At 62.7% G+C, this 25,751-nt stretch carries 22 protein-coding genes; 12 read left to right on the top strand and 10 right to left on the bottom strand.

Annotated features, from left to right (window positions below):
- Nucleotides 1-149 precede the first annotated feature (149 nt).
- Genes zwf through LOY53_RS05130 form a run of 3 tightly spaced genes read left to right on the top strand, consistent with a single transcriptional unit; the run spans nt 150 to nt 3,017 of the window.
- Nucleotides 150-1,619: a glucose-6-phosphate dehydrogenase gene (gene zwf / locus LOY53_RS05120; protein ID WP_252826865.1), complete on the top strand. Its 1,470-nt coding sequence runs from the start codon at nt 150-152 to the stop codon at nt 1,617-1,619.
- Complete coding sequence (gene pgl / locus LOY53_RS05125; RefSeq protein WP_258703674.1) at nt 1,606-2,319, top strand: 6-phosphogluconolactonase; 714 nt, start codon at nt 1,606-1,608, stop codon at nt 2,317-2,319. Before zwf ends, pgl begins: the two co-directional genes overlap by 14 nt.
- A gap of 17 nt (nt 2,320-2,336) precedes the next feature.
- Entirely contained in the window at nt 2,337-3,017 is a 681-nt protein-coding gene (locus LOY53_RS05130; RefSeq protein ID WP_258703675.1) for a bifunctional 4-hydroxy-2-oxoglutarate aldolase/2-dehydro-3-deoxy-phosphogluconate aldolase, read from the top strand.
- Between the two features lie 332 nt (nt 3,018-3,349).
- Here LOY53_RS05130 and leuA read toward each other — a convergent pair whose 3' ends face one another.
- From leuA to LOY53_RS05150, 4 genes are all read right to left on the bottom strand, one after another.
- A complete protein-coding gene (gene leuA / locus LOY53_RS05135; RefSeq protein ID WP_085272692.1) occupies nt 3,350-5,023 on the bottom strand; it encodes a 2-isopropylmalate synthase in 1,674 nt (557 codons plus the stop codon).
- A gap of 423 nt (nt 5,024-5,446) precedes the next feature.
- Nucleotides 5,447-6,274, bottom strand: a complete 828-nt coding sequence (locus LOY53_RS05140) for a M23 family metallopeptidase (protein WP_252826868.1) — start codon at nt 6,272-6,274, stop codon at nt 5,447-5,449.
- A gap of 3 nt (nt 6,275-6,277) precedes the next feature.
- The gene (gene xseA / locus LOY53_RS05145; RefSeq protein WP_033694301.1) at nt 6,278-7,657 is read right to left on the bottom strand and encodes an exodeoxyribonuclease VII large subunit; all 1,380 of its coding nucleotides are present in this window, start codon (nt 7,655-7,657) and stop codon (nt 6,278-6,280) included.
- A gap of 101 nt (nt 7,658-7,758) precedes the next feature.
- Nucleotides 7,759-8,640, bottom strand: coding sequence for a LysR family transcriptional regulator (locus tag LOY53_RS05150; RefSeq protein ID WP_258703676.1), 882 nt, complete (start codon nt 8,638-8,640; stop codon nt 7,759-7,761).
- A gap of 97 nt (nt 8,641-8,737) precedes the next feature.
- Between LOY53_RS05150 and LOY53_RS05155 the strand changes: the two genes are divergently transcribed.
- The 4 genes from LOY53_RS05155 to guaA all read left to right on the top strand — a co-directional run bounded on the left by LOY53_RS05155 (nt 8,738) and on the right by guaA (nt 13,309).
- Nucleotides 8,738-9,493 carry a sulfite exporter TauE/SafE family protein gene (locus LOY53_RS05155; RefSeq protein ID WP_258703677.1) on the top strand — a complete coding sequence of 252 codons (756 nt, stop codon included), beginning with the start codon at nt 8,738-8,740 and terminating at the stop codon, nt 9,491-9,493.
- Nucleotides 9,494-9,539: 46 nt separating this feature from the next.
- On the top strand, nt 9,540-10,097 hold the full coding sequence (locus LOY53_RS05160; RefSeq protein WP_027595679.1) for a hypothetical protein: 558 nt from the start codon (nt 9,540-9,542) through the stop codon (nt 10,095-10,097).
- 86 nt (nt 10,098-10,183) lie between these two features.
- Entirely contained in the window at nt 10,184-11,653 is a 1,470-nt protein-coding gene (gene guaB / locus LOY53_RS05165) for an IMP dehydrogenase (protein ID WP_027595680.1), read from the top strand.
- A gap of 78 nt (nt 11,654-11,731) precedes the next feature.
- Nucleotides 11,732-13,309, top strand: a complete 1,578-nt coding sequence (gene guaA / locus LOY53_RS05170) for a glutamine-hydrolyzing GMP synthase (protein WP_027595681.1) — start codon at nt 11,732-11,734, stop codon at nt 13,307-13,309.
- Between the two features lie 75 nt (nt 13,310-13,384).
- Here the strand turns inward: guaA and LOY53_RS05175 are convergent, their stop codons facing one another.
- Nucleotides 13,385-13,852 carry a GNAT family N-acetyltransferase gene (locus tag LOY53_RS05175; RefSeq protein WP_258703678.1) on the bottom strand — a complete coding sequence of 156 codons (468 nt, stop codon included), beginning with the start codon at nt 13,850-13,852 and terminating at the stop codon, nt 13,385-13,387.
- A gap of 187 nt (nt 13,853-14,039) precedes the next feature.
- Here LOY53_RS05175 and LOY53_RS05180 point away from each other — a divergent pair, with 187 nt between their 5' ends.
- The 3 genes from LOY53_RS05180 to tadA all read left to right on the top strand — a co-directional run bounded on the left by LOY53_RS05180 (nt 14,040) and on the right by tadA (nt 17,087).
- Nucleotides 14,040-15,077, top strand: a complete 1,038-nt coding sequence (locus LOY53_RS05180) for an FAD-binding oxidoreductase (RefSeq protein ID WP_258703679.1) — start codon at nt 14,040-14,042, stop codon at nt 15,075-15,077.
- A 148-nt stretch (nt 15,078-15,225) separates the two neighbouring features.
- The gene (locus tag LOY53_RS05185; protein ID WP_252826874.1) at nt 15,226-16,608 is read left to right on the top strand and encodes a multicopper oxidase family protein; all 1,383 of its coding nucleotides are present in this window, start codon (nt 15,226-15,228) and stop codon (nt 16,606-16,608) included.
- Nucleotides 16,608-17,087, top strand: coding sequence for a tRNA adenosine(34) deaminase TadA (gene tadA / locus LOY53_RS05190; RefSeq protein WP_252826876.1), 480 nt, complete (start codon nt 16,608-16,610; stop codon nt 17,085-17,087). The genes LOY53_RS05185 and tadA overlap by 1 nt, the downstream gene beginning before the upstream one ends.
- Before the next feature lie 146 nt (nt 17,088-17,233).
- On the opposite strand, the gene mltF is transcribed toward tadA, so the two are convergent.
- Nucleotides 17,234-18,691 (bottom strand): membrane-bound lytic murein transglycosylase MltF, encoded by a 1,458-nt coding sequence (gene mltF, locus LOY53_RS05195; protein WP_252826877.1) that lies wholly within the window; start codon nt 18,689-18,691, stop codon nt 17,234-17,236.
- Nucleotides 18,692-18,993: 302 nt separating this feature from the next.
- Between mltF and purL the strand changes: the two genes are divergently transcribed.
- Complete coding sequence (gene purL, locus LOY53_RS05200) at nt 18,994-22,893, top strand: phosphoribosylformylglycinamidine synthase (protein ID WP_252826879.1); 3,900 nt, start codon at nt 18,994-18,996, stop codon at nt 22,891-22,893.
- Nucleotides 22,894-22,896: 3 nt separating this feature from the next.
- Nucleotides 22,897-23,208, top strand: coding sequence for an NGG1p interacting factor NIF3 (locus LOY53_RS05205; protein ID WP_252826880.1), 312 nt, complete (start codon nt 22,897-22,899; stop codon nt 23,206-23,208).
- Nucleotides 23,209-23,299: 91 nt separating this feature from the next.
- Here LOY53_RS05205 and LOY53_RS05210 read toward each other — a convergent pair whose 3' ends face one another.
- From LOY53_RS05210 to tatA, 4 genes are all read right to left on the bottom strand, one after another.
- Entirely contained in the window at nt 23,300-24,169 is an 870-nt protein-coding gene (locus tag LOY53_RS05210) for an RHS repeat-associated core domain-containing protein (RefSeq protein WP_258703680.1), read from the bottom strand.
- Between the two features lie 245 nt (nt 24,170-24,414).
- Nucleotides 24,415-25,173, bottom strand: a complete 759-nt coding sequence (gene tatC, locus LOY53_RS05215; RefSeq protein WP_252826881.1) for a twin-arginine translocase subunit TatC — start codon at nt 25,171-25,173, stop codon at nt 24,415-24,417.
- On the bottom strand, nt 25,170-25,460 hold the full coding sequence (gene tatB, locus LOY53_RS05220; protein WP_258703681.1) for a Sec-independent protein translocase protein TatB: 291 nt from the start codon (nt 25,458-25,460) through the stop codon (nt 25,170-25,172). Before tatB ends, tatC begins: the two co-directional genes overlap by 4 nt.
- The gene (gene tatA / locus LOY53_RS05225) at nt 25,460-25,693 is read right to left on the bottom strand and encodes a twin-arginine translocase TatA/TatE family subunit (protein ID WP_027595692.1); all 234 of its coding nucleotides are present in this window, start codon (nt 25,691-25,693) and stop codon (nt 25,460-25,462) included. The genes tatB and tatA overlap by 1 nt, the downstream gene beginning before the upstream one ends.
- Nucleotides 25,694-25,751: the final 58 nt, after the last annotated feature.

A 25,751-nucleotide genomic window follows, 5' to 3' on the forward strand; every position in this document is an offset into this window, starting at 1 on the left:
GCACGGTCGTCTATCGTACTGTCGGTGCGTGTGGCGCACCACTTGTCTGTAATACTCGTCGGTAATGTTGTTAGTTTTACTACATTACCCCTTGAAAACCGTATGTGAAAGCGGTATTCCTAGACCAACTTTAGGAAAGAACCAACATCATGGCTGCGATCAGTGTCGAACCTTGCACCTTTGCCCTGTTTGGCGCCCTGGGCGATCTGGCATTGCGCAAGCTGTTTCCTGCGCTCTACCAGCTCGACCGCGCCGACCTGCTGCACCCGGACACGCGTCTGTTGGCGCTGGCCCGCGAGAGCGGCAGTGCGCAGGAACACCTGAACACCATCGAAGCGCATTTGCGCCGGCATGTCCCCGACGCCGACCTCGAGCCCGCGACACTGGGCCGCTTCCTCGGTCGGTTGAGCTACCAGCACCTGGATTTTCTCCAGCCCGAGGGCTACCTGGCACTGGCTGAGCAATTGCCAGGCGAGCTGCCCTTGATCGCTTATTTCGCCACGGCGGCAGCCGTTTATGGCGCCATCTGCGAGAACCTCGACAGAGCCGGCCTGGCCTCCCGTACCCGGGTGGTGCTGGAAAAACCGATCGGCCACGACCTGGAGTCGTCGCGCCGGGTCAACGATGCCGTGGCACGGTTCTTCCCCGAGAACCGGGTGTACCGCATTGACCACTACCTGGGCAAGGAGACGGTGCAGAACCTGATCGCGCTGCGCTTTGCCAACAGCCTGTTCGAAACCCAGTGGAACCAGAATTCGATCTCCCATGTGGAGATCACCGTGGCCGAAAAGGTCGGCATCGAAGGCCGCTGGGGCTATTTCGACAAGGCCGGTCAGCTGCGTGACATGATCCAGAACCACCTGCTGCAGCTGTTGTGCCTGATCGCCATGGACCCGCCCAGCGAACTCTCGGCAGACAGCATTCGCGACGAGAAGGTCAAGGTGCTCAAGGCCTTGGCACCGATCACCGGCGAAGGGCTGAGCACCCGTGTGGTGCGTGGCCAATACATTGCCGGTTACAGCGACGGCAAACCGGTGCCCGGTTACCTGGAAGAAGACAACGCCAACGCGCAGAGCGACACCGAGACGTTCGTTGCCCTGCGCGCCGACATCCGCAACTGGCGCTGGTCGGGCGTGCCGTTCTACCTGCGCACCGGCAAGCGCATGCCGCAGAAGCTGTCGCAGATCGTCATCCACTTCAAGGAAACACCGCACTACATCTTCGCCCCGGAACAACGATTGCAGGTGGGTAACAAGCTGATCATCCGCTTGCAACCGGACGAAGGTATTTCTTTAAGGGTGATGACCAAGGAACAAGGCCTGGACAAGGGCATGCAACTGCGCAGCGGCCCGTTGCAGCTGAATTTTTCCGATGCCTGGCGCAGCGCGCGGATTCCGGATGCCTACGAACGGCTGTTGCTCGAGGTGATGCGTGGCAACCAGAACCTGTTCGTGCGCAAGGATGAAATCGAATATGCCTGGAAATGGTGCGACCAGTTGATCGCCGGCTGGCAAAGCGCAGGTGATGCGCCCAAGCCTTACGCGGCGGGCTCCTGGGGGCCGATGAGCTCGATTGCACTGATTACACGAGATGGGAGGGCGTGGTATGGCGATATCTGAACTGCAACTGCCGGCGGCGGTGAAGGCGCACGAACTGGCGGATGCCAAGACCCTGGCCGCAACGCTGGCCCGGGATGTGGCCGAGCGCCTGCGGGCGGCAATTACCGCCAAAGGCCAGGCCTGCGTGGTGTTGTCCGGTGGGCGCAGCCCAGTGCCGTTTCTCGAACGCTTGGCCGCCGAGGCGCTGGACTGGTCGAAGGTCACCGTGAGCCTCGCGGATGAGCGCTGGGTGCCGGTGGAGCATGCCGACAGCAATGCCGGCCTGCTGGCCCGCCATCTGCTCAAGGGCGCGGCCGCCAAGGCACGCTTCATGGGCCTTTATCAGCAGGCCGAAAATCTTGAGCGCGCCGCCGCCAACGCCGACCAGGCGCTGGCTGACCTTCCTGCCATCGACGTGTTGGTGCTGGGCATGGGTGACGACGGCCATACCGCCTCGCTGTTCCCGAACAGCCCCAACCTGGACGAAGGCCTCGCCCCAAACAGCACCCGTCGCTGCCTGCCGATGCTGGCGCCCAGCGTGCCGCACCAGCGCCTGTCGATGACCCGCGCCTTGCTGGCCAGTGCCGCATTTACTGCGCTGTCCGTGCAAGGCCAGGGCAAACTCGCTACCCTGCGCGCCGCGCTGGCTGGCCAAGACCTTACCGAAATGCCGATACGCGCCTTTCTTCACGACCCCCTGGACATCTACTGGTGCCCATGAGCCAAGGATCCACTGTCATGACCACCCTTGAACGCCCACAGACTCTGCTCTCGATGGCCGACAAAGCCGCCCGGATCGACGCGATCTGCGACAAGGCGCGCATCCTGCCGGTGATCACCATCGCCCGTGAGGAAGACATCCTGCCGCTGGCCGACGCCTTGGCGGCGGGCGGCATTCGTACCCTTGAGGTGACCCTGCGTTCCCAGCACGGCCTGAAGGCCATTCAGGTGCTGCGCGAGCAGCGCCCAGAGTTGTGCATTGGTGCCGGTACTGTGCTTGATCGCGGCATGTTCGCGGCAGTCGAAGCGGCTGGCGCGCAGTTCGTCGTCACCCCGGGCATCACCCCGGACATTCTCGAAGCCGGTGTGCACAGCGATATCCCGCTGCTGCCGGGTATCAGTACGCCGTCCGAGATCATGATGGGCTACGCCTTGGGCTATCGCCGGTTCAAGCTGTTCCCGGCGGAAATCAGCGGTGGCGTGGCGGCGATCAAGGCGTTTGGCGGCCCGTTTGGCGACATTCGCTTCTGCCCGACTGGCGGGGTAAACCCGGCCAATGTGCGCAACTACATGGCGCTGCCCAATGTGATGTGCGTGGGTGGCACCTGGATGCTCGACAGCAGCTGGATCAAGAACGGCGACTGGGCACGGATCGAGGCGTGCAGTGCCGAGGCGATGGCGTTGTTGGACGCTAACTGAATTTGTTGTGTGCTTTACGGCTTATGGGGCGCTTGGTCGGCGCCCCTTTTTTTGCCTGCAGGTTTATAAGTGTGTGATGCGTAAATCGAGCGCCGCCCGCGCGGCGCTTCGCAGCACAAGGCTGCTCCTACATCGGTTTCGGGCCAATTATTCCTGTGGCATGGGCGCGCGACCGCCTTCTCAGGCGTAACTGGCCTGGACAAATGTAGGAGCAGCCTTGTGCTGCGAAGCGCCGCGCCGGCGGCGCTCGATCTCATAAACGACGGAAATGCCGCGGCGAGCACAAAAAAGCCCGCATCACTGATGCGGGCTTCTGCTAGTGGCAATAGTGCTTACGCAGCCTTGGCCTCTTGCTGGCTCAGCGACCGGTTCAGCGCGCTGAACAACGCCTTGAAGCTGGCAGTGGTGATGTTCTCGTCAATACCCACACCGTGCACCGGGCGGCCGCCGGCCACGCGCAGCTCGATGTACGCTGCCGCCTTGGCATTGGTGCCAGCGCCAATGGCGTGCTCGTTGTAGTCCATGATTTCTACGGCGATCGGCAGGCCAGCTACCAGGGCTTCCAGGGCGCCATTGCCCTTGCCGCGCCAGTGCAGGGTGGTTTCGCCTTCGCCGGCGACTTCCACTTCCACAGCGCTGTGGCCGTTTTCTTCCTGCAGGCGGTGGCTGACCAGCGCATACGGGGCGTTGGCCTGGAGGTATTCTTTCTGCAGCAGGCTGTAGATCTGCTTGGCGGTCATTTCCAGGCCGAGGCGGTCGGTTTCACCCTGTACCACTTGGCTGAATTCGATCTGCATGCGGCGCGGCAGGCTGATGCCGTATTCCTGCTCGAGCAGGTAGGTGATGCCGCCTTTGCCCGACTGGCTGTTGACGCGGATGACCGCCTCGTAGCTGCGGCCGATGTCGGCCGGGTCGATCGGCAGGTACGGCACTTCCCACAGCTCGCCTTCCTGTTGCTTGGCGAAGCCCTTGCGGATGGCGTCCTGGTGCGAGCCGGAGAACGCGGTGTGGACCAGGTCGCCCACGTACGGGTGACGTGGGTGCACCGGCAGTTGGTTGCACTCTTCGACGACTTTGCGCACGCCGTCGATGTCGGAGAAGTCGAGCTGCGGGTCGATGCCTTGGGTGTAGAGGTTCAGTGCCAAGGTCACCAGGTCGACGTTGCCGGTACGCTCGCCGTTGCCGAACAGGCAGCCTTCGGCGCGGTCGGCGCCGGCCATCAGGCCCAATTCGGTGGCGGCGATGCCGGTGCCGCGGTCATTGTGGCAATGCAGGCTGATGATCACGCTGTCACGGCGGCTGATGTTGCGGCAGAACCACTCGATCTGGTCGGCGTAGATGTTCGGCGTGGCAACTTCGACGGTGGCCGGCAGGTTGAGGATCAGCTTGTGCTCAGGGGTCGGGTTCCACACCTCAATGACCGCGTCGCAGACTTCCTTGGCGAACTCCAGCTCGGTAGCGCTGAAGGTTTCAGGCGAGTACTGGAAGGTCCACTGGGTTTCTGGCTGCTGGGCGGCGTACTTGACGAACAGTTTGGCCGCGTTCACCGCGATGTCTTTCACGCCTTGCTTGTCCTGGTTGAAGACAATGCGGCGGAACGACGGGCTGGTGGCGTTGTACAGGTGGACGATGGCCTTCTTGGCGCCGCGCAGCGATTCGAACGTACGGGCGATGAGGTCTTCACGGGCCTGGGTCAGCACCTGGATGGTGGTGTCGTCCGGGATGTGGCCGTCTTCGATCAGGGTACGGACGAAGTCGAAATCGGTTTGCGAAGCGGACGGGAACGAGGCTTCGATTTCCTTCACGCCAACCTGCACCAGGGTCTTCCAGAAACGCAGCTTCTTCTCCGAATCCATCGGCTCGATCAGCGACTGGTTGCCATCACGCAGGTCGGAGCTGCACCAGATCGGCGCTGCAGTGATGGTTTTCGACGGCCAGGTGCGGTCAGGCAGGTCGATGGTCGGGAACGCGCGGTATTTCTTCGAAGGGTCTTTGAGCATGGTCATGGAAGCAATCCTTTTGTATGCGGCCGAGATCGGGCCTGCCGAGCAATAACGAGATGAAAAGGCGAGGCGACGCGATTCACCCTGGTAGTCGGGCACTGACCAGGCAGAGGCTGCGATGTTGTCGGAGCAGAATGAGGGTGCTGAAGGTTTTCATGCCTCAACCCTAACCAGTGGGGTGAGGGATGGCAAGTGTTCGTAAAAAATTGAGAGAAATGCTTAAAAAAAGCAGGTTGGCGAGATTTTGTAGCGCTTATTACGGCAAGGCTTTGAGGTTTTTGCGCAGTACTTTTTGATGGCGCAACACAAGGGAAGTGAGGGTATTTGGGCCGACCTCTTCGCGGGCAAGCCCGTTCCCACACAGCTGGCAGCGCAGCTCAGATCCTTGTGGGAGCGGGCTTGCCCGCGAAAAGGCCGGCGCCGATCTCAGGGTTGAAACGCACCAATAAAGATAGCCGGGTCGACCCGCGCATCATTCAAGCTGACATTCCAGTGCATGTGCGGCCCGGTAGCCCGACCGGTCGAGCCAACCCGGCCCACCACATCCCCGCGACGCAACGCCTGCCCCACCTTCACATCGATCTTCGACATGTGGCAGAACATGCTGATGAAGCCCTGGCCATGGTCGACGAACACGGTACGGCCATTGAAGAAATAATCCCCCACCAGGATCACCTGGCCATTGGCCGGGGTCTTGATTGGCGTGCCGGCCGGCACGGCGAAGTCCAGGCCGGCATGCGGGTTGCGCTCTTCGCCGTTGAAGAAGCGGCGCACGCCGAACTTGCTCGACAGCGGGCCGCTGACCGGTTTGTCGAGGATCAGGTTGCTCGGCAAGGTCGGGCTGAAGCTGCGGTAGGCCTTGATCTGCTCGGCCAGCTCGCGGTCGATGCGCTTGAGGTCGGCCGGGTTTGGGTTGACTTGGCGTGTGTTCTTCAGGGTGATGCGCTGCTCGGGGTAGTTCTTGCTGCCGACCGTGAAGGGAAGGTTGCGGCCACCTTGGCTCAACACCGCGGTGCCGGGCTTCTGGGTCAGCGGAATGCCGACGATCGCCAGCCAGTTGTCCTGTTCCTTGACCACCAGCACCGGCTTGCCGTCAAAGCGCGCGCTCGGCGCAGCGCTGCCGGGGCCTAGATCGACCACGGCCACGCCGCCGGGCACCGGTTTGTTCAAGGTACGGGTGATATAGCTGGCCTGGGCGCCGCTGGCCAGCAACAGCAGGGAAAGGGCGAGCAGGGGCGCGAGCAAGCGGGGCATGGGTCAGTCCAGTAGTGAGAGGGTGACGGGCGTCAGGTGGTTGTCTTCGACGCGCACCTGCAGTTCGCCTTCATTGAGGCGGGCGGTCAGACGCTGGCCGTTATGGGTTTGCTCGGCGCTACGGATGGCCTGGCCACGCTCATCGAGCAGGATGCTGTAGCCGCGGGCGAGGGTGGCCAGCGGGCTGACCACTTGCAGCGTCTGCAGTTGTGCCTGGAAGCGCTGGCGGCGGTCCTTGAGCACCTCGCGCATGGCCCGAGGCAGGCGTTCGGCGAGGCTGTCCAGGCGCTGGTTAAGCAGCTTCAGGGTGCGGCCCGGGTGTTGCGCGGCCAGGCGCGTGTCGAGGCGCCCCAGGCGTTCGCGGCGCTGGTTGAGGTTGTTCATGAAGGCGCGGCGCAGGCGCATGTCCAGGTCGTCCAGGCGCTGGGCTTGCTGGCGCAGGCGCTCACCCGGATGGCGCAGGCGTCGGGCCAGCGATTCCACACGCAGGCGGTCGTGGCTCAGGCGGTTTTGCATGCGCAGCAGCAGGCGCCGTTGCAGGCCGTCGAGGCGTTGCTGCAGGCCGCTGTTGTCGGGGGCCAGCAGTTCGGCGGCGGCCGATGGCGTAGGGGCGCGTACGTCGGCGACGAAGTCGCAGATCGACACGTCGGTCTCATGGCCGACGGCGCTGACGATAGGCGTGACACAGGCGGCCACGGCACGTGCCACGGCTTCCTCGTTGAAGCTCCACAGGTCTTCCAGCGAGCCGCCGCCACGGGCCAGGATCAGTGCATCGAAACCGAGGCTGTCGGCCAGTTGTACGGCGCGCACGATCTGGGCGATGGACTCGCGGCCCTGTACTGCCGTAGGGATCAGGTTCAGTTCGACCTGCGGGGCGCGGCGGCCGAATACGCTGATGATGTCGCGGATCACCGCGCCGGTGGGCGAGGTGATGATGCCGATGCGCTGCGGGTGTGCCGGCAGCGGCTTTTTGCGCTCGGCGCTGAACAGGCCCTCGGCGCCGAGTTTTTCTTTCAAGGCCTCGAACGCCAGGCGCAGGGCGCCATCCCCGGCCGGTTCGACGGTGTCGAGAATCAGCTGATAGTCGCCACGCCCCTCGAACAGCGAGACCTTGCCACGCACCCGTACCGCGAGGCCGTCACGCAGGGCCTGACGGACCCGCGTGGCGTTCTGGCGGAACAGCGCGCAGCGCACTTGGGCGCCGCTGTCCTTGAGGGTGAAGTACATGTGGCCGGAGGCCGGGCGGGCGAGGTTGGAAATCTCGCCTTCCACCCAGACGCTGCGGAATACGTCTTCCAGCAGCACCCGGGCGCGGCCGTTGAGCTGGCTGACGGTGAGGACCTCGCGGTCCAGGCCGAGTCGTTCGAAAGGGTCTCTGATCATGGCGGGCATCATAAAGGACATCGGGGGTGGCGTGAATTGGGTTGGGGGCGTAGGGCGCTAAAGATCCCCCGTCATGCACCAAGGCCCCCATCACACCCCCATCACGCCCCCTGCATCGCAGCCAAAAACTGCCGCACCATCAGCCCAGCATCCCGCCGACACGCCAATGCCACCGTACTCTCACACACCTCACCCAACGCCACGAACCTGACCGATGCCGGCGCAATATCGCGCATGCAGGCGGGCAATAGCGCCACCCCGAACCCCGCCTGAATCAGCTGCAACTGCGTGGTCTTGCGTGAAACCACCTGGGCCGCCTGCGGAAAGAACCCTGCATTCATGCACAGCGAGGCCGACAAATAGCTCAACCCGCCGCGGTCCCGGTGAGGAATCGAAATGAAGTGCTCGCCACGTAGCTGCTCCAGTTGCACGACCGGCGCTTCAGCCAAGGGGTGCCCAGCGCCGACAGCCAGCAACAAAGGCTCGCTGAACAGCTCATGCAACACCACGCCTTCATGCTGGCGCAGCACCGGCAGCCGCAACAGGCCGATATCCAGCCGCCCAGCGGCGATATCTTCCAATTGCGCCTCTGAAGACTGCTGTGCAATCTCCAGTGCAATCCCAGGGTTGCTTTGCAAGTACGCGCCCAAGCGAGCCAGCAGAGGCCCGGTCAGCGGCACGGTGCTGGAGTGGTTCAGGCGCAGACTGCCTTGCAAGCCGTCGCCCACGTCGCGGGTGATGCGCTCGGCCTGTGCCAGGTCGGCCAGCAAGCGGCGGGCACGCTGCAAAAACGCGTCCCCGGCGAGCGTCAGGCGTGGCAGGCGCGCAGTGCGTTCGAACAATGGCGTGCCCAGGTGCTGCTCCAGCTCCTTGATCTGCCGGCTCAGCGCCGACTGGGCGATGTAAAGCCGCTCGGCGGCGGCGCTGAAACTGCCGCTCTCGGCAATTTCCACGAAGTAACGCAATTGGCGGATCGACGTCATGTCATGCCTTTTCGAGATGGGTAATGGCGCAAAGGCATATTAGTCGGCATGGCTCATGGCTGGCTAACCTTTGCGTGACTTCTCAGGAACACACGCCATGCTCACCCAACTGTCCTTTTCCGGCCTCGAATGGCTACCCATCCTGCTCGGTGTCGGCCTGGCCTACATCGTTTTCGGCATTGCCGGTTTCGGCACTGCGCTGGTCGCAGCGCCGGTGCTGATCCACTTCATGCCGCTGTCACGGATCATCCCGCTGTTGGTGCTGCTGGACTTCGTGGCGGCCTTCGGCAACTTGCTGCCTTCGCGCCGGGATGTGGTACGCGGCGAGCTGCTGCGTCTGCTGCCCTTCATGGCAATAGGGTGCACCCTGGGGGTGGTGTTTCTGTTGCGGCTCAAGTCCGACCTGCTGCTGTTGCTGATGGGCCTGTTCGTCAGTGCCTATGCGTTCTATAACCTGGCGGTGAAGGTGCGCCCCGCGACCTTGTCCGGCTTCTGGGCGGTGCCCATGGGCACGGTAGGGGGCTTGTTCGGTGCGTTGTTCGGCAGCGGTGGTTTTCTCTATGCGCTGTACCTCAGTGCTCGCCTGGAGGCGAAAGAGCAGGTGCGGGCTACCCAAAGTGCGTTGATCAGTTGCAGCACGGTGGTGCGCCTGTCGCTGTTCCTGATGGCCGGGGTCTACGCCGACAGCAGCCTGCTGCTGCTCGCTGCCTGCCTGTTGCCGGTGATGTTCGTGGGCTTGTGGGTAGGGCGCCGGCTGACCCTGAAACTGTCCCGCGAGGCCTTTGTGCGCCTGGTCACGTGGCTGGTGCTGGCCAGTGGCTTCGCCATGATCGGTCGCTACCTGAGCTTGTGAGCGGTAGAATTGCGGCATTACCGCAGTTCGCAGGTTTGCTTCCTTAATGAACACCCAGAGCATCATCGTCCCCAAGCTTTCCACTGTTCCGGCCAACGAAGCCCGCGCCCGGGCGATCGTGCGCTGGCTGGTGCGCGAGAAAATCGTCGAAGAGCAACTCACTACCTGTGGTCGCACCGGTAACCGCATGGGCCATGCCTTGGCCGAAGGTGCGCGCAAGGTGGCCCTGCACCCCGAGAAACTGCCCTTCGGTGAGCAGGCCAGCGGCCTCGAGATCATGCTCAAGCGCTGCATCTATACCCCGACCGACGGTTTTCTCGAAGAAGCCGGCTGCCCGGAGTGCCGCCGTGAGGTCGGCGAGCCGCTGTTCGAGAGCCTGGAAGAGTGGATGCCAGGGGTCAGTGACAACTTCACCTGCCCGCTGTGTGGCTTCGAAGACGACATCAATGGCTTTCTTTACCTGCAGCCATGTGCCTTTTCCAACCTGGGGTTCATCTTCAACAACTGGGGCGAGGCCGGGTTCACCCAGGCCTTTCTCGACAGCTTCGCCGACTGGCTCGACCAGCCAGTGGCGGTCGTGCAGGTAAAACTGCCAGAACGCTGACCGAAGGCCCTTATTTTGCATTGAGCGGCGCGCCGTGGATGAGTATAATGGCGCGCTTCCATTTTTCCCGCCCGGGAGCCCCCGCGATGCTGCGTATCAGCCAAGAAGCCCTGACTTTCGACGATATCCTCCTTGTACCTGGCTATTCCGAGGTACTGCCCAATGAAGTCAGTCTCAAGACCCGTTTGACTCGTGGCATCGAGCTGAACATCCCTCTGGTTTCCGCCGCCATGGATACCGTGACCGAAGCGCGTCTGGCCATTGCCATGGCTCAGGAAGGCGGCATCGGCATCATCCACAAGAACATGACCATCGAACAGCAGGCCGGCGAAGTGCGCAAGGTCAAGAAGTTCGAGGCTGGCGTGGTCAAGGACCCGATCACCATCGAAGCAGACGCCACCGTGCGCGACCTGTTCGACCTGACCCGCCTGAACAACATTTCGGGTGTTCCGGTGCTGGAGAACGGTGACCTGGTCGGTATCGTCACCTCCCGTGACGTGCGCTTCGAAACCCGTCTGGATGCCAAGGTGCGCGATGTGATGACGCCCAAAGAGCGTCTGGTCACCGTGCGCGAAGGCGCCAACAAGAACGAAGTCCGCGAGCTGCTGCACAAGCACCGCCTGGAAAAAGTCCTGATCGTCGACGACAAGTTCAGCCTCAAGGGCATGATGACCGTCAAAGACATCGAAAAAGCCAAGGCCTACCCGCTGGCCAGCAAGGACGACCAAGGTCGCCTGCGCGTCGGCGCTGCCGTCGGCACCGGCAAGGACACCGGCGAGCGCGTTGCTGCCCTGGTTGCCGCTGGCGTTGACGTGGTGGTGGTCGACACCGCCCACGGTCACTCCAAAGGCGTGATCGACCGCGTACGCTGGGTCAAGGAAACCTACCCGCAAGTGCAGGTGATTGGCGGCAACATCGCCACCGGCGCTGCGGCCAAGGCCCTGGCTGAGGCTGGCGCAGACGCCGTCAAGGTCGGTATCGGCCCAGGCTCGATCTGCACCACCCGCATCGTCGCCGGTGTCGGCGTGCCGCAAATCAGCGCCATCGCCAACGTCGCCGCTGCGCTGGAAGGCACGGGCGTCCCGCTGATCGCCGACGGTGGCATCCGCTTCTCCGGTGACCTGTCCAAGGCCATCGTTGCCGGTGCTTCCTGCGTGATGATGGGTTCGATGTTCGCCGGTACCGAAGAGGCCCCGGGTGAAGTCGAGCTGTTCCAGGGCCGTTCCTACAAGGCCTACCGCGGCATGGGCTCGCTGGGTGCCATGGCACAGGCGCAGGGCTCGTCCGACCGTTACTTCCAGGACTCCTCGGCCGGCGCCGAGAAGCTGGTACCGGAAGGCATCGAAGGCCGTGTACCGTACAAGGGTGCCTTGGCAGCCATCATCCACCAGCTGATGGGCGGCCTGCGTTCGTCCATGGGCTACACCGGCAGCGCAACCATCGAAGAGATGCGCACCAAGCCGGAATTCGTGCGCATCACCGGTGCCGGCATGGCCGAGTCCCACGTGCATGACGTGCAGATCACCAAAGAAGCCCCTAACTACCGCGTAGGCTGAGGCTTCCAGCACTATCAGCATGCGGGGCTGTCACGACAGCCCCGCGTCGTTTCCGATTTCCACTGACGAGATTGAGTCATGGCCCTCGACATTCACGCTCACCGCATCCTGATCCTCGATTTCGGTTCCCAGTACACCCAGCTGATCGCCCGCCGCGTGCGCGAGATCGGTGTCTACTGCGAACTGCATCCGTTCGACATGGACGATGAAGCGATCCGCGAATTCAACCCGCGCGGCATCATCCTCGCCGGCGGCCCCGAGTCGGTACACGAAGCCAACAGCCCGCGCGCGCCGCAGGCTGTGTTCGACCTGAACGTACCGTTGCTGGGCATCTGCTACGGCATGCAGACCATGGCCGAGCAACTGGGCGGCAAGGTGACCGGTTCCGACCTGCGCGAATTCGGCTACGCCCGCGTTGATGTGGTCGGCAAGAGCCGCCTGCTCGATGGCATCGAAGACCACGTAGACGCCGACGGCGTGCTGGGCCTGGACGTGTGGATGAGCCACGGTGACAAGGTCACCCAGATGCCTGGCGACTTCCACGTGCTGGCCAGCACCCCGAGCTGCCCGATTGCCGGCATGTTCGACGACGCGCGCGGCTACTACGGCGTGCAGTTCCACCCGGAAGTGACCCACACCAAGCAGGGCGGTCGCATCCTCTCGCGCTTCGTCCAGGACATCTGCGGCTGCGAAGCCCTGTGGACCCCGTCCAACATCGTCGAAGACGCCATCGCCCAAGTGCGTGAGCAAGTTGGTTCGGCCAACGTCCTGCTGGGCTTGTCCGGCGGCGTGGACTCCTCCGTGGTTGCCGCGCTGCTGCACCGCGCCATTGGTGACCAGCTGACCTGCGTGTTCGTCGACAACGGCCTGCTGCGCCTGCACGAAGGCGACCAGGTAATGGCCATGTTCAAAGAGAACATGGGCGTCAAGGTGATCCGTGCCGACGCCGAGGCGCAGTTCCTGGGCAACCTGGAAGGCGAAGCGGACCCTGAGAAGAAGCGCAAGATCATCGGTCGCACCTTCATCGACATCTTCGATGCTGAAGCCAGCAAGCTGGACAACATCCAGTTCCTGGCCCAGGGCACCATCTACCCGGACGTGATCGAGTCGGCTGGCGCCAAAAGCGGCAAGGCCCACGTGATCAAGTCGCACCACAACGTCGGTGGCCTGCCAGAGGAAATGAACCTCAAGTTGGTCGAGCCGCTGCGCGAGCTGTTCAAGGACGAAGTCCGCAAGATCGGCCTGGAACTGGGCCTGCCGTACGACATGGTCTACCGCCACCCGTTCCCAGGCCCGGGCCTGGGCGTGCGGATCCTCGGTGAAGTGAAAAAGGAATACGCCGACATTCTGCGTCGCGCTGACCACATCTTCATCGAAGAACTGCGCAAAGCCGACTGGTACCACAAGACCAGCCAGGCCTTCGTGGTGTTCCAGCCGGTCAAGTCGGTTGGCGTCGTTGGCGACGGCCGTCGTTACGCCTGGGTCGTGGCCCTGCGTGCCGTCGAGACCGTGGACTTCATGACCGCGCGTTGGGCACACCTGCCGTACGAACTGCTGGAGACCGTCAGCGGCCGTATCATCAACGAAATCGAAGGCATCTCGCGCGTCACGTACGACGTGTCGAGCAAGCCGCCGGCCACGATCGAGTGGGAATGATTTCGCGCCTGGCCACGGCCGGCGTCCGATAGCAGGAAGCTACCAAAAGCCCGCATGATTGCGGGCTTTTGCGTTTTACCGAGCGCGTGTATCGACCCTGAGCTGCAAGATCTCATCTCCCGCTTCGTCCTGCTCGCCTGTCGACGTCCAGCCTAGGTGCCGATAGAACCCATACGAGCGCACGTCAGGGTCGCTGGAGCACGCCAGGAACAGCCGTTCGAACCCCAGCGCCCGCAGGTGGTCGACGACCCTCTGGAGCAAGCGCTTGCCGATCCCTTGGCCTTCATAGGCAGGCAGCAGGGCAAGTACGGTCACCTCGCCACTGTCCTTGTCGGCGAAGCAGTAGCCCACTATCTGGTTGTCTTTGCAGGCGACGAAGCCTGGGCCGCTTCCATCGCGGATGCCGCTGCTCCAGGAGTCGACGGTGATGCCCAGCGCGCGCAGGTCTTCTTCTGTGAACGCGTTTTCCCGCGTCAATGCCCGCAGGGTCATACACGCTGCGGCATCTTCAGGTACTGCGGGGCGAAAGGTTATGGCTGTCATACGTTCGGCCTCACGTTGAAAGCGCCATTGTGCGTATACGACGGTCTGCGAGTCTGTGAGCAAACGTAAGCTGCTGTGCCGCAGTGCGGCCTTGGCCTGTCTGACAGGCGACTACGCTTTTTCACAGACTTCAACCCTGCCTTTATGCACACTGCTTTGCTTTAGCTTTTCAGGAGAGCAACCCGCCATGGCAGGCAAAGCCCCCCATGTGATCGTGATCGGTGCTGGCATCCTTGGGGCATCGGTAGCCTGGCACCTGTCTCGGCGTGCCCGTGTTACCGTACTCGAACTCAACAGTGCCCCCGCCAGGGGCGTTACCCGCCACTCTTATGGCTGGGTCGGCACGGGTAGCCGTATCCCCTCCGAGCAGCCTGCCAGTTTCGCCCTCGAACAACGGGCGCTGCTTGAGTTTCCCCGCCTGGCGGCATTGCTCGGGCCATTGCCTGTGGCCGCTCAAGGGGCCTTGATATGGCTCGATGATCAACAGCAAACCTGCTCCATGCTCGCCGAGCAGCAAGCGGCGGGGGTGAACATGTCAGCTGTCGGTAGGGAGGCTATTCGCCAATTGCAGCCGGGGTTGATGCAAGTACCGGAAATGGCCCTCTGGGCGCCGGATGACTTTGCTGTGGAACCTGACCAATTGACTTGTCGCCTGCTCAGCGCCGCTCAGGGCGAGGGCGCCGTGGTGCGGGGCGATGTGAGGGTATTGGCCGTCGAAATGAAAGGCGAACGGGTGATTGGCGTGCGTACGGCGCAAGGCGTGGTGAACGCGGATACCGTCGTGCTCGCCAATGCCATGGGTGCGCAAACACTTGCCAGCCCATTGGGCATAAACCTGCCCATCTACGAAGAACCTGCGGTACTGCTGCGTTTCGAGGCGGTGGGAGTGCCCCTGCGCCGCCTTCTTTGTACCGACTCGTTGGAGCTGCGGCCGGGTCTGGGGGGAGGGTTGGTATCAGCTGCCGACTTGCCGTTCGATGGCGAAGCAGGGCTGGCTGAGTTGGGCCGCAGCAGTATCAGGGCTATAAGCGATCTATTCGCGTCGCAAGGTGATATCACCCTGCAGTCGATCAAGGCGGTGGCGCGGCCCAAGGCCCGCGACGGCATGCCTTTGCGGGCTTTTGTGCCGAATGTCGAAGGCTTGTACGCCGCCGTCGCGCACCCTGGCGTGATGCTCGCGCCCATGCTCGGACGGCTTGTGAGTGAAGACATTCTGGGTGCATGAATGAGGTCAATGATGCGGTCCTGCGCAGCGGTTACCGACTGCGACAAGACTTCACTTAATCTTTCCCATTTGCAGGTGTATCGTATTCGCCCTTCATCGCCAGCCCTGCTGGCAGCTTGATTGCGCCGAACACGAGGTACCCGCACCGATGTCCTTCACCCGTCGACAAATGCTCAAGGGCCTCACCGGCCTGGTTGTGGTAGGCCTGGGCGCCGGAGGCGCAGCGCGGTACTGGCTGGGCAAGGTCGAGGACGAGAATGCCGGGCACGACTATGAACTGATCGCCGCGCCCCTGGACGTTGAGCTGGTGCCGGGCTTCAAGACCGAGGCTTGGGCCTTTGGCCCTTCGGCGCCGGGCACCGAGCTGCGGGTACGCCAGGGCACCTGGCTGCGGGTGCGGTTCATCAACCACTTGCCGGTCGAAACCACCATTCACTGGCATGGCATCCGCTTGCCGCTGGAAATGGACGGCGTGCCGTACGTGTCGCAGCTGCCGGTCAAGCCGGGCGAATACTTCGACTACAAGTTCCGTGTGCCGGATGCCGGCAGCTATTGGTACCACCCGCATGTCAGCAGCTCCGAAGAGCTTGGCCGCGGCCTGGTCGGCCCGCTGATCGTCGAGGAGCGCGAGCCTACCGGGTTCCTGCACGAGCGCACGCTGAGCCTGAAAAACTGGCACGTGGACGAGCAGGGCGCCTGGCTGCCGTTCAGCATCCCGCGTGAGGCCGCGCGTAACGGCACAGCCGGGCGGCTGATCACCATCAACGGCCAGCCCGACTCCGTCACCGAGCTGCCGGCCGGCCAGGTGGTGCGGGTGCGCCTGCTGAACCTGGACAACACCTGGACCTACCGCCTTAACCTCAAGGGTAACTGCGAGGCGAAGATCTACGCCCTCGACGGCAACCCGGTGACCCCGCGCCCATTGGAAGACGAGTACTGGCTTGGCCCTGGCATGCGCATCTGCCTGGCCATCCGGATTCCCGAAGCGGGTGAGGAAATTTCCCTGCGCGACGGTTTCGTGCGCCTGGGCACCCTGCGTTCGGTGCCCAGCAACGACGCGCCGAGTGACTGGCCGCCAGCGCTGCCGGCCAACCCGATCGCCGAGCCGGACCTGGAGAATGCTGAAAAGCTCAACTTCAATTTCGAGTGGGCGGCCAAAGTCTCTGTCACCCCTGACCCGGACAAACCGTCGAGCCTGTGGCAGATCAACGGCCAGGCCTGGGACATCACCGACAAGACGTGCGCCGATCGGCCTATCGCCACGCTGCAGAAGGGCAAGAGCTACATCTTCGAGCTGAAGAACATGACCCAGTACCAGCACCCGATCCACCTGCATGGCATGAGTTTCAAGGTGATTGCCTCCAACCGCCACGACATCAAGGAGCCGTGGTTCACCGATACCTACCTGTTGGGCAAGAACGAGCGGGCCCAGGTGGCACTTGTGGCAGATAACCCGGGCACCTGGATGTTCCACTGCCACGTCATCGACCACATGGAAACCGGCCTGATGGCCGCGATTGCGGTGGTCTGATGCGCCCACACATCATCGATCGCAGCCGCGATCAGGAATTCATGCGCATTGCTCTGGCCCTGGCGGCTGAGGGCGCGGCCATGGGCGAGGTGCCGGTGGGGGCGGTGCTGGTGCAGCATGGCCAGGTAATCGGCCAGGGCTTCAACCGGCCAATTATCGACAGCGACCCGAGCGCGCATGCCGAGATGGTCGCCATTCGGTCTGCGGCGAAGTCGGCGAGCAACTATCGGCTGCCGGGCAGCACGCTGTATGTAACCCTGGAGCCATGCAGCATGTGCGCGGGGTTGATCGTGCATTCGCGGGTGGCGCGGGTGGTGTACGGGGCGCTGGAGCCCAAGGCGGGGATCGTGCAGAGTCAGGGGCAATTCTTTGGCCAGGGCTTCCTCAACCATCGAGTGATGGTAGAGGGCGGGGTGCTGGCGGAGGAGTGTGGGCAGATCCTCAGTGACTTCTTCAAGGCCCGCCGAGCCAAAGCCTAACCACAAAGTCAGGTTAAAAGCGTTCTCTGTATCTGTAGGAGCAGCCTTGTGCTGCGAAGAGGCCAGCGAAGGCAACCAAGTTTCAGCATGCAGTCACCGGCCTCTTCGCAGCACAAGGCTGCTCCTACAGATGAGGCCCTGTTGCGTTACATCGGCGGCGACTGCTCTGCCGGCTTGTCCTTGTTTACCCCAGGCACATGCAAATTGCCCTCGGCCATCTGGCCTTCGAGCTGCGGCTGGGTCACCCAGGTCAGGATGTCGTAGTAACGGCGGATGTTGGCCACGAAGTGCACCGGCTCGCCGCCGCGGGCATAACCGTATTTGGTCTTGCTGTACCACTGCTTCTGCGCCAAGCGTGGCAGCATTTTCTTCACGTCCAGCCACTTGTTCGGGTTGAGCTTCTCGCGCTTGGCCAGGGTGCGGGCGTCTTCCAGATGGCCGCTGCCGACGTTATAGGCAGCCAGGGCGAACCAGGTGCGGTCGGGTTCCTGGATGCTGTCGTCGAGTTGCTCTTTGATCAGCATGAAGTACTTGGCACCACCCTGGATGCTCTGTTTCGGGTCCAGGCGATTGGACACGCCCATGGCCTGCGCCGTGCGCTGGGTGAGCATCATCAGGCCGCGCACGCCCGTCTTGGAGGTGACTTCCGGCTGCCACATCGATTCCTGGTAGCCGATGGCCGCCAGCAGGCGCCAGTCCACCTGTTCGACCTTGGCGTAGCTCTTGAAGTGTTTCTCGTATTTGGGCAGGCGCTGCTGCAGGTGCTGGGCGAAGGTATAGGCGCCGACGTAGCCGAGTACATCGACATGGCCGTAATAGCGGTCTTTCAGGCGCTGCAGGGTGCCGTTCTTCTGGGCTTTGTCGAGAAACTCGTTGACCTCGTTGAGCAGGCTGTTGTCCTCGCCGGCTGCCACCGCCCAGCGCTGGTCGCGGGTGTCGCCCAGGTCGAAGGCGACCCGAACGTTGGGGAAGTACACCTGGTTCATCGCCAGTTCGTTGGAGTCGACCAGGGTCAGGTCGATCTGGCCTTCATCGACCATGCGCAGCAGGTCGACCACCTCGACGGCGTCGGATTCTTCGTATTCCAGGCCCGGATACTGCTTTTTCAGCTCGGCCAGCTGGTCGGCATGGCTGCTGCCCTTGAGCACCATGATCTTCTTGCCGACCAGGCCCTTGGCTTCGGTCGGGCGCGAGCGGCCGTTGCGGTAGATGACTTGAGGGGTGACTTCCAGGTACGGGTGAGAGAATTTCGCCTGGGTCTTGCGCCGTTCGCTGCTCACCAGGCCGGCGGCCGCCAGCACCGGGCCGGAGGGCTTGCCCAGCGCGTCGAACAGTTGGTCGAGGTTATCGGCGGTCTCGATCTCCAGCTTTACGCCGAGATCATCGGCGAAATGCTTAACCAGTTCGTATTCGAAGCCGGTTTCGCCGTTACGGTCCTGGAAATACGTCGCCGGGCTGTTGCGGGTGATTACGCGCAGCACGCCATCCTCCTTCACGCGCTCGAGGGTGCTGGGTTTTTCAACACAGGCACCGAGCATCAGAAAGAGTCCGGTTGCGATGAGCCATCTGGCGCAGCGCTGGCGCAAAGCAGTGTGGGCGAACATAGCTTGCAGTATACGCAAAGGACAGGCGGCGCCATATCTCGACAACAGATAGCTTGTCTGGTAGCGGGTTCTGTGTTCAGGGTGTTTGCCGTTAGAGGTGTGCCGCCTGGTAGATCGAGCGCCGCGCGGGCGGCGCTCGATCTACCAGGCCATAAACCTCTTGAGGCGAGCACCCGAAATATTGACCCGCAAGTCCGGTTCCACCGCCCGACAGGCGCGGCGTAGAGCAGGTGCCGAAAGCCGCGGAATTAGGCTAGAATGCACGGCCTCTAAGCACACCCCTTCCTGAGGCTGTCCCGACGATGTTGATCCTGCGCGGCGCTCCTGCCCTTTCTGCCTTTCGCCACGGTAAATTACTCGAGCAACTGAGCCAGAAAGTCCCCGCTGTTACTGGTTTGTATGCCGAATTCGCCCACTTCGCCGATGTCGACGGCGAGCTGACCGCCGACCAGCAGCAGGTGCTGGGCCGTCTGCTCAAGTACGGCCCGAGCGTGCCGGTACAGGAGCCGACCGGCCGCCTGTTCCTGGTCGTGCCGCGCCTGGGCACCATCTCGCCCTGGGCCAGCAAGGCCAGCGACATCGCCCACAACTGCGGCCTGCAGTCGATCCAGCGCCTGGAGCGCGGCATCGCCTACTACGTCGCCGGCAACCTGAGCGAAGCCGATGCACAGGCCGTCGCCGCCGAACTGCACGACCGCATGACCCAGCGCGTGCTGGCCCAGCTGGAGCAGGCGTCCGACCTGTTCAGCCACGCCCAGCCCAAGCCGATGACCTCGGTCGACATCCTTGCCGGTGGCCGCGACGCCCTGGCCAAGGCCAACGTCGACCTGGGCCTGGCCCTGGCTGAAGACGAGATCGACTACCTGGTCGCCGCTTTCCAGAACCTTGCGCGCAACCCGAACGACATCGAACTGATGATGTTCGCCCAGGCCAACTCCGAGCACTGCCGTCACAAGATCTTCAACGCCAGTTGGGACATCGACGGCCAGGCTCAGGAAAAGAGCCTGTTCGGCATGATCAAGAACACCTACCAGATGCACAGCGAAGGCGTGCTGTCTGCGTACAAGGACAACGCCTCGGTGATCGTCGGCAACGTTGCCGGCCGTTTCTTCCCGAACCCTGATACCCGCCAGTACGGCGCGGTGCAGGAGCCGGTGCACATCCTGATGAAGGTCGAGACGCACAACCACCCGACCGCCATCGCGCCGTTCTCCGGTGCTTCCACCGGCTCCGGCGGCGAAATCCGCGACGAAGGCGCCACCGGCCGTGGCGCCAAGCCCAAGGCTGGCCTGACCGGCTTTACCGTGTCCAACCTGCGTATCCCGGGCTTCGAACAGCCATGGGAGCAGGCGTACGGCAAGCCTGAGCGCATCGTCGACGCCCTCGACATCATGGTCGAAGGCCCACTGGGTGGCGCGGCGTTCAACAACGAATTCGGTCGCCCGGCCCTGACCGGCTATTTCCGTACCTTCGAGCAGGCGATCAACACCCCGCACGGCGAAGAAGTGCGCGGCTACCACAAGCCGATCATGCTCGCCGGCGGCATGGGCAACATCCGTGAAGACCACGTGCAGAAGGGCGAGATCACCGTCGGCGCCAAGCTGATCGTGCTCGGCGGCCCAGCCATGCTGATCGGCCTGGGTGGCGGTGCGGCGTCGTCGGTCGCCACCGGTGCCAGCTCCGCCGACCTGGACTTCGCTTCGGTACAGCGCGAAAACCCGGAAATGGAGCGCCGTTGCCAAGAGGTCATCGACCGCTGCTGGCAGCTGGGTGACAAGAACCCGATCGCCTTCATTCACGACGTTGGCGCCGGCGGTATCTCCAACGCCTTCCCTGAGCTGGTCAACGACGGTGGCCGCGGTGGCCGCTTCGAACTGCGCAATGTGCCCAACGATGAGCCGGGCATGGCCCCGCACGAAATCTGGAGCAACGAATCGCAGGAACGTTACGTGCTGGCCGTCAGCGCTGTCGACTTCGACCGCTTCCAGGCCATCTGTGAACGTGAGCGCTGCCCGTTCGCCGTTGTGGGTGAGGCGACTGAAGAGCCGCACCTGACCGTGACCGACAGCCACTTCGCCAACACCCCGGTGGACATGCCGCTGGACGTGCTGCTGGGCAAGCCGCCGCGCATGCACCGTTCGGTCACCCGTGAAGCCGAAATTGGCGATGAGTTCGACCCAAGCACCCTGTCGCTGGCCGATTCGGTCGAGCGCGTGCTGCACCACCCTGCGGTGGCCAGCAAGAGCTTCCTGATCACCATCGGCGACCGCACCATCACTGGCCTGGTGGCCCGTGACCAAATGGTCGGCCCATGGCAGGTGCCGGTGGCCGACTGCGCCGTTACCGCCACCAGCTTCGACGTCTACACCGGTGAAGCCATGGCCATGGGTGAGCGCACCCCGCTGGCCCTGCTCGACGCCCCGGCGTCTGGCCGCATGGCCATCGGCGAAACCCTGACCAACCTCGCCGCCTCGCGGATCGAGAAGCTGTCCGACATCAAACTGTCGGCCAACTGGATGTCCGCCGCCGGTCACCCGGGTGAAGACGCCCGCCTGTACGACACCGTCAAGGCTGTCGGCATGGAGCTGTGCCCTGAGCTGGGTATCACCATTCCGGTCGGCAAAGACTCGATGTCGATGAAGACCAAGTGGAGCGAAGAGGGCGTCGAGAAGAGCGTGACCTCGCCGATGTCGTTGATCATCACCGGCTTCGCCCCGGTCACCGACATCCGCAAGACCCTGACTCCGCAACTGCGCATGGACAAGGGCGAAACCGACCTGATCCTGATCGACCTGGGCCGCGGCAAGAACCGCATGGGCGCCTCGATCCTGGCGCAGACCCACGGCAAGTTGGCCAGTGCCGCACCGGACGTCGACGATGCCGAAGACCTCAAGGCCTTCTTCGCCGTGATCCAGGGCCTCAATGCCGACGGCCACCTGCTGGCCTACCACGACCGTTCCGATGGTGGCCTGATGACCACCGTGCTGGAAATGGCCTTCGCCGGCCACTGCGGCTTCGACCTGGAGCTGGACACCCTGACCAGCAAAGCGGAAAAAGTCGCCGCCATCCTCTTCAACGAAGAGCTGGGTGCGGTCATCCAGGTTCGCCAGGATGCCACCCCAGACGTACTGGCTCAGTTCAGCGCCGCTGGCCTGGGTGAAGACTGCGTCGCGGTGATCGGCCAGCCGATCAACAACAGCGAAGTGGTCGTGCGCCTGAACGGTGAAGAACTGTTCAAGGGCGACCGTCGCCTGCTGCAACGCCAGTGGGCCGAGACCAGCTACCAGGTCCAGCGCCTGCGTGACAACGCCGAATGCGCCGACCAGGAATTCGACGCGCTGCTCGAAGAAGACAACCCGGGCCTGTCGGTCAAGCTGGGCTACGACGTCAACGACGACATCGCTGCCCCGTACATCAAGAAAGGCGTGCGCCCGCAAGTGGCGATCCTGCGTGAGCAGGGCGTCAACGGCCAGGTCGAGATGGCTGCCGCCTTCGACCGCGCCGGCTTCGCCGCCATTGACGTACACATGAGCGACATCCTGGCTGGTCGTGTCGACTTCGAAGCCTTCAAAGGCCTCGTTGCTTGCGGCGGCTTCTCGTACGGTGACGTGCTGGGCGCGGGTGAAGGCTGGGCCAAGTCGGCGCTGTTCAACGCCCGTGCCCGCGATGCCTTCCAGGCCTTCTTCGAGCGTACCGACAGCTTCGCCCTGGGCGTGTGCAACGGTTGCCAGATGATGTCCAACCTGCACGAGCTGATCCCGGGCACCGAGTTCTGGCCGCACTTCGTGCGTAACCGTTCCGAGCAGTTCGAAGCCCGTGTGGCCATGGTCGAGGTGCAGAAGTCCAACTCGATCTTCCTGCAGGGCATGGCCGGTTCGCGCATGCCGATCGCCATCGCCCACGGCGAAGGCCATGCCGAGTTCGCCAACGAAGCGGCACTGCTGGAAGCCGACGTGTCCGGTTGCGTGGCCCTGCGCTACGTCGACAACCACGGCAAGGTCACCGAAACCTACCCGGCCAACCCGAACGGCTCGCCGCGTGGTATCACCGGCCTCACCAGCCGTGACGGCCGCGTGACCATCATGATGCCGCACCCGGAGCGTATGTTCCGCGCTGTGCAGAACTCCTGGCGCCCGGATGAGTGGCAGGAAGATGCTGCGCTGATGCGTATGTTCCGCAACGCGCGCGTCTGGGTGAACTAAGGCGTGTACAAGCTCGCCTTCTTCGTCCCGGCCAGCCATGTCGAGGTGGTCAAGGCTGCCGTATTCGCCGCCGGTGGCGGGCGAATCGGTGACTATGACCACTGCGCCTGGCAAACCCTAGGCCAGGGCCAGTTTCGCCCGTTGGACGGCAGCCAGCCGTTTCTCGGGCAAACCGGCCAGGTCGAGGTGGTCGAGGAATGGAAGGTAGAGCTGGTGGTGGCTGACGGCCTGATCGCTCAGGTCGTTGCCGCGCTCAAGCAGAGCCACCCGTACGAGACGCCAGCCTATGAAGTCTGGCCACTGGCCGACTTCTAAGGGATATCTTAAGGGCCCGATCGCGACCCTTTTTAGTCATGACCCTCTGCTGACGCTTTGACTGTTGTGTTGTACGTCATTAGCCAAGCGTTCATTGCCTGATAGTGCTATTTGCCCTAACGGGGGCTAGCTGGTCAACAGTAACTATGACAGCCCCCATAGCTGCCATGCTCGGAATCGCTAGGGGGGGACCAAGTCCGGCCCCCATGATAGCTGTGCTTCCAGTGATCAGGAAAGGGGCGAAAGGATGCGTCTGTGAGAAGGAGTTAATGCGATTAAAAACCTCCTCTCCTGCCATATAAAATATTGGAGCGTTGTCTCTAGTTAGGCTATTAACATTTACGCGTGTTAGTCCCGGTGCATTAACATCTAGCAAGAGTTGACTATCGTGCAGTGTCAGCGAAATTTCAGCGCGATCAATGTGCGCCGTAATTGTATTGGCTGATCGACGCATACCCATAGCATCCAATACTGAATCCAATAGCCACGTACCTGCGCGCCGCACCCACTCAAAAAATTGCCCACTCGGGTCCAACCTATTCACTGGATCGTCTTGGCAGTATGCGTAGCTGTTAATACCGCCTTTATCGAATGGGCTGAGCCCGTCAGGTTGAATGAAACGCATAAGACTAGGGTTGTAGAAACGGTGCCCAGCTCCCAGCGCATAGCTGCCAGAGAGGTCGTCATACGCTTGCCCTGTGAACGTTAGCATTGGGTGCACAGCCCTCGCGTCGGTAAAACCGTACGGCAAGTAGGCAATGTTAGTGCTGTTGTTGCTGAGCACACTATTTGATTGATCGGTTTGCAAAAGGGAAGTGCGCCGATCTTGTGGGCAAAACTGGGCGAGCGGCGTGTTCCCGGCTAGACAGGTTTTACGGGTTTGCGCGCCTAACTCAATTACCTGTCTTCCGTTTTGGTAAAACAGGACGCGTTTGGGTAATCGATGGGTCGCGGATGACATGGCGGTACCCGTGCAGTTGGTGTTCAGGCGAATGCTAAACGTGAAGTCGGTGCAAAGCTACTAGCAGAATTGACAGGGTGTTTCATTGCGTAATTAGCCGTAGCGGAGAGAGGGAAGGTCAAATTTTCTGTTCCAGAATGCTCTTGTAGGCTTGGCAGTTCGCGGATATTTGCCCACAGGGTTGTCACCCTCTTAATAACCTGTGCCCCCCCTGTGGGAGGGGGCTTGACTGCGAAAGGGCGCTATCAACCAGTCACGATCCCCTTGGTTTGCTCTGGCCGCTTCAACCCGCTACAGGCCAACAACCCCACCTCGAACAGCACCCACATCGGCACCGCCAGCATCGTCTGCGAAAACACGTCCGGCGGCGTCAGAATCATCCCCACCACAAAGCACCCGACGATTACGTAGGGCCGGCTACGGCGCAGTGTCGCCACATCCGCCAACCCCACCCAGACCACGATGAACGTCGCCACCGGGATCTCGAACGCCAGCCCGAATGCCAGGAACAGCGCCATGATGAAGTCCAGGTACTGGCTGATGTCGGTCATCATCGCCACCCCATCGGGCGTCACGCTGGCGAAAAAGCCGAACATCATCGGGAACACCAGAAAGAACGCGAACGCCATGCCGGCATAGAACAGCAGAATGCTCGACACCAGCAGCGGCAGGGCAATGCGCCGTTCCCGGCGGTACAGCCCCGGCGCCAGAAACCCCCAGGCCTGGTGCAACAACAGTGGCATGGCGACGAACAGCGCGCACATCGCGGTCAGCTTGAAGGGCGTCAGAAAGGGTGAGGTGACACTGGTCGCGATCATGCTGGCGCCCTCTGGCAGAAAGCGGCGCAGTGGCTCCGAGATCAGTGTGTAGAGCGTCTGGGCGAAGGGGAACAGGCCGGCGAACACCAGCGCGACCAGCCCCAGGCAACGCACCAGGCGCTTGCGCAGTTCGCGCAGGTGCTCGGTCAGCGGCATGCCTGCCGCAGGGTCCATGGCAAGGCTCATGAGGCATTCTCCCTGGGTGCAGCGACGGTTGCCGAGTCATTGACCGGTGGTGCGGCAAGGCTGATGCCCTGGCGCATTTCCTGTTCCAGGCGCTGCAGGGGCGCGCTGTCGAAGTTGGGCAACTCGATCTCGCGCTCCATCTGTGCGCGCAGGCCCTGCATGGCCCTGCGCGCCTGGCCCAGGCCGCGCCCAAGCGTGCGTGCCGCAACGGGCAGCCGCTCAGGGCCCAGCACCAGCAGTGCGACGATGCCGACCAGCAGCAACTCGCTGAAGCCTACCTCGAACATCAGGCCTGACGGTCCGCTTGCGGCTGGGGCGTTGCCTGGCCGGTCAACGGCGCCTGTTGCTGCACCTGGGCGGTGCCGGGCGGGGCGACGTCGTTGTCACCGCCCATGGACTTGCGAAACCCCTGGATCGCCTCGCCAACATCGCTGCCCAGGCCCTTGAGGCGCTTGGTGCCAAACAGCAGGAATACGATCATCAGTACGATCACCAGTTGCCAGATTCCAATGCCACCCATTGCGACTACTCCTGTAAGGCCATGAAAAGGAAGGGCAATCCTGCCTCGTGCAGATGAC

It is taken from the genome of Pseudomonas sp. B21-031, from assembly GCF_024748985.1.
GTDB classification, from domain to species: Bacteria; Pseudomonadota; Gammaproteobacteria; order Pseudomonadales; family Pseudomonadaceae; genus Aquipseudomonas; species Aquipseudomonas kermanshahensis.